The sequence below is a fragment of the Allobosea sp. P4_E12 genome (genome assembly GCF_056401655.1).
In genome coordinates this window covers 1-4,162 of record NZ_JBFUIY010000096.1, presented here as the reverse complement: position 1 = coordinate 4,162, position 4,162 = coordinate 1, and the positions used below count along the sequence as shown (strand labels likewise).

Here is a 4,162-nt window from a genome sequence, read left to right as displayed (position 1 = left end):
GCGCTTTCTCGAACAGGGACCAGCGCCGAAAATCCTCCTCGATGTAGCCCGCAAGGCCAATCAGATAAGGCTCGATGCCGATGGCAGCGATCAGCCGAACCATGTTCTCGACGCCTACATACTGAACCATTGGTCGGCCCTCCTGCGATATTTTCTGGAATGGAGGGCATTCTAGCCAATGCAATTTGCACACTGAATTGCGAACAAGTTCAGATATGTGCAATTTACCGATCAAATCGCTCACTTCGAATAGACAGATTGCCATGCATATCTTCGACGAGCTCGATCACCGCCTGATCGCAGCGCTACGAGAGGACGGGCGCGCCCCGATCTCGAAGCTCGCGACCATTCTCGGCGTCTCGCGCGCAACGGTGCAGACCCGCCTCGACCGGCTGATCGAGTCGGGCGCGGTGCTCGGTTTCACCGTGCGCTCCCGGCAGGATTATGACGACAAGGCCATTCGGGCGATCATGATGATCGAGGTCACAGGCCGCTCGACGACCGCGGTGATCCGGCAGATGCGCGGCCTGCCGGAACTGCATTCGCTGCACACGACCAATGGAACCTGGGACCTGATCGCAGAGATCCGCGCCTCCAGCCTCAGCGATTTCGATCGCGTGCTGCGCGAAGTCCGCACCATCGACGGCATCCTCAACAGCGAAACCAGCATTCTGCTCAGCTCGGTATAGCCGGCGGGGAGAGCTCTCTGCGCAGCAGGGGGGGTAGGCGTCTTCGCACCCAACCGACATCCCTCCATCAAGGCCCTCCCGGCGCGACAGCAGCGCAGCCAATAGCGGCCCCGGCCCACCACGACGCAGCGCGCGAGCCGGCAGAGAAGAAAACGGCGGGTTGGGATTGCCGGGCTCTGCTGTTGCCGAAGGCATTCAGCCGTGGGGCGGGCCATCGCGCCGCGCCGGTTTGATGAAGCTGCGATAACCTTCGTTGCCGAGCAGCAAGGTTCGCCCCAGGCCCGCGAGAAAATCGACATCGCCGGATTTCAGGCTGAGCGTGTTGTGCAGTTGGAGAATGTGAGCCTTCTCTGCCTGCCCGCTCACATCCGCGAGGGACAACCGCACCACGCTGACATCGAGCCTTCCGCACCCGGCCTGTGCTCCTGCCCTGCCGCAGCGCCAGCGAACCAGCCGGTCACGCCAGTGCGCAGCCTCCCCTTCCAGCGCGTCAAGGCTCATCCGGCTGGCGCTATCGATCATCGCATCGGCAGCCGCAACGATCGCCGACGGCGCTGTCGGGCCCTCGACTGCGCTGGACATCTCGCCACCGACACGCGTGGAGGCGTAGGCCACGATGATGATCAGGCGCTCGAGATGCCGCGCGGCAGCGATGCCCAGAGGTTCCGGCGCAGGCTGCTTGAGCGACCTGATGAGATTTCGCACCGCAAGATTGTCGACGAGGCCGCCGTCAAGCAGCTTGAGATAGCGGAGATCCGGCGCACTGGCGTATCGCGCCTGGGATTCCGCAACATGCCTGTCGAACTCGGAGCTCCCGGTAGGATGGCGGACCGCGGCCGGCGCATTTCGGGCAACGGGGCAGTCCCCGGTGAAATTCTGGAGGACGACCGGAGCGAAGGCGACCGGCACCGCGGACGAGGCCGCGACCGCGTGCGCCAGGGGAAAGCGGTCATAGTCGCTGCAGATCGAGCGAAAGCTCGCCCGATCGAACGGGAACGGCGCCCGATTGTAGAGATCCGTCGCGTGCAGCAGCAGCCTTGGTCGTCCGCGTTGACCGAGATCGCCCATCGTCGCGCCGCCATAGAGGCTGGCATCCAGCCAGGCCGCAAGACCGGAGAGATCATTCACGCCGCCATGATAGGCGCGCAGCAGGTTCTCGGGCGTATAGGCCATGCGCAGCGACGCTTCTGCGTCCTGGTCGAGAAAGGCGCGGCGGAACTCGGGCAAGGCTCGCGGCCCGTGCAGGGCCAGATGGGCGGCAAGAATGGCTCCACCGGAGACACCGGCGACCACGCCAATATCGTCGGCGAGCCTGCGCGTCTCATCGCCCGGAGACGGCTGTTCGGCCAATGCCGACAGCACGCCATATCCGAAGGCCGCGGACCGCGCTCCTCCGCCCGAGAATGCGAGGATCACGCCGGTGCGCGCCGGAACTCCCGCAGACAGCCGCACTGCGGGAGCGGGATCATGCATTAGCGGCGCGTTCGAGGGCAGGTTGGCGGGCGCGGCACACGCTGCAGTCCAGAGCGCAAGCATCGCCGTCATCAAGAGGGGGCGCCGCGCTCTGGCGACACGCCCGCAGCGAGCAGCAACAGTCAGGAAACAGGCTTTCAACGAYGCCGGCCTTCTCAGCCGCGACAACGTCTCCGCACGATGCGTGACCATTCGCTGGCCAGCGACATCTCGCCCGCGTGGGTTATGTCAGCATTATGCCCTGGCAGGAGGGATCAACCGCGGGCGGCGGCAATGTAATCCGCAAGCGCGCGCCGGACGCGGCCGGGTCGAGGGCGGTGATCTGGCCGGAATGGCGCCGAACGATCTCCTGGACGAGGTGCAGCCCCAATCCCGCTCCCCGCTCGCGCGGCGCCAGCCGGCAGAACGGCTCGAAAATGCGGTCGCGCTGATCGACGGGCACGCCAGGCCCCTCGTCGGCGACCTCGATCGTCCGCTCGCGCCCGACAGCGATCGTGATCGTGCCGTGGCGTCCGCCGTGCTGGATTGCGTTCTGCACGAGGTTGGCCAGCGCCCGTTCAAGCGCGGACTGGTCGCCCCATGCTGCAACCTGGTCGGCCTCAGCCTCGAAGGCCACCTGATAGCCTGAGGCGATCGCCAGCGGCGCGAGATCGGCGGCGACACGCCGGCCGATCGTCACGACGTCGATCCTGGCAAAATCCTTGGTGCTGTGATCGATCCGTTGCAGGTCGAGCAACTGCTCCGCCATGACGGCAAGCCGCGCTACGTCTTCGTAAAGCCGCGCCCGCTGAGCCGTATCCGGCAGGATATCGAGCCGCGTCTGCAAAATCGCGATCGGCGTCCGCAGCTCATGTGCAGCATCACCGAGAAAACGCTTGTGCCGCACATGGCCTTCGTCGAGCCGCTGCAGGGCGCGGTTGACCGCAGCGACGACCGGGGTCAATTCGCTCGGGGTGGCGTCGGTCGGCAGGCGTTCGCCGTGCCGTTCGATATCGATCCGCTCGGCCTGCTCCGCTACCTTTCCAAGGCCGGCAAGCGCCCTGCGCACGACGATGGGCGTCGCAATGATCGTCGCCAGCCCCATGACCACAAGGGCCGGAAGAACGAAGCTCATGAAGACGATCAGGAGCCCCTGAACCAGCCAGCTCAGCGGCGCCTCTTCCCCCGGTCCGGTTGCAATCTGGATCTGCCCCGCGGCGCCATCGACCCAGCGGATCAGTGCATTCGTGCGCGGGGGATCGCCAAGATTCCAGCCGAGCCTCGCAACCCCGACATCGTCGAGCGCGTCGTCGATGCGTGCGAAATGGGGCGGCGGAGCTCCCTCGGTCAGCGTATGGCCAAGCCGGTCGCGCACGATGAACCAGAGATCGGGAACATCCGACCGCAGCTTCGCCAGCGCCGGCGTCGTTTGCAGGACAAGCCTGCCGGCAGGATCGCGCGTGACCGCGCTCTTCAGCACATCGACCGTCACATCCTCGGATTCGAAATTGAACAGATGGCCGCCGAGGTAGAGCGCACCGATGACCAGGACGACGAGCAGCGAGAGCGTCGCGGCCTGCAACGCGAGGAGGCGCCGGACGAGGCGCCATTTCAGCGAATGCGCGCGCGGCCAGGTCATGCCGCGTGTTTGAGGAGATAACCGACGCCGCGAATTCCGTGAATCTCGAGGCCGGCCCCCGCCTTCGTCAGCTTCCGACGCAGGTTCGACACATGCATGTCGAGCGCATTCGATTGGATTTCGTCATCGAAGCCGTAGACCGCCTCCTCCAGCGCGGCACGCTGCACCGTGCGCCCACGTCGGCGCAGAAGAGCCTCCAGCACCAGCAGCTCCCGGCGCGGCAAATCGAGCCCAACCCCATCAATGGTCGCGCAGCGATCATGCCAATCATAGTCGAGGCGCCCTGCCCGTATCCGATCGGGAGCCATCACCGGCGCACGGCGGAGCACGGCTCGCAGCCGAGCCAGCAACTCGTCGATCGCAAACGGCTTGGCGAGATAGT

Annotated in this window: 4 protein-coding genes; 1 reads left to right on the top strand and 3 read right to left on the bottom strand. The window is 65.5% G+C overall.

The window, feature by feature from the left end; genetic code table 11:
• The first annotated feature begins 263 nt into the window (after positions 1-263).
• Positions 264-689, top strand: coding sequence for an Lrp/AsnC family transcriptional regulator (locus tag AC1DW9_RS36205; RefSeq protein ID WP_043242225.1), 426 nt, complete (start codon positions 264-266; stop codon positions 687-689).
• A 195-nt stretch (positions 690-884) separates the two neighbouring features.
• On the opposite strand, the gene AC1DW9_RS36200 is transcribed toward AC1DW9_RS36205, so the two are convergent.
• The 3 genes from AC1DW9_RS36200 to AC1DW9_RS36190 form a co-directional block, all read right to left on the bottom strand.
• A complete protein-coding gene (locus AC1DW9_RS36200; protein ID WP_476777444.1) occupies positions 885-2,234 on the bottom strand; it encodes a patatin-like phospholipase family protein in 1,350 nt (449 codons plus the stop codon).
• Between the two features lie 151 nt (positions 2,235-2,385).
• Complete coding sequence (locus AC1DW9_RS36195) at positions 2,386-3,780, bottom strand: sensor histidine kinase (protein WP_441509001.1); 1,395 nt, start codon at positions 3,778-3,780, stop codon at positions 2,386-2,388.
• On the bottom strand, positions 3,777-4,162 hold a 386-nt coding region (locus tag AC1DW9_RS36190), incomplete at its 5' end, for a winged helix-turn-helix domain-containing protein (protein ID WP_476855384.1). The genes AC1DW9_RS36195 and AC1DW9_RS36190, both read right to left, overlap by 4 nt.

What these genes read in the sequence shown, in the direction of transcription:
- AC1DW9_RS36205 (WP_043242225.1), top strand. Translation starts at nt 264, where the DNA reads ATGCATATCTTCGACGAGCTCGATCACCGCCTGATCGCAGCGCTACGA.
- AC1DW9_RS36200 (WP_476777444.1), bottom strand. Translation starts at nt 2,234, where the DNA reads ATGACGGCGATGCTTGCGCTCTGGACTGCAGCGTGTGCCGCGCCCGCC.
- AC1DW9_RS36195 (WP_441509001.1), bottom strand. Translation starts at nt 3,780, where the DNA reads ATGACCTGGCCGCGCGCGCATTCGCTGAAATGGCGCCTCGTCCGGCGC.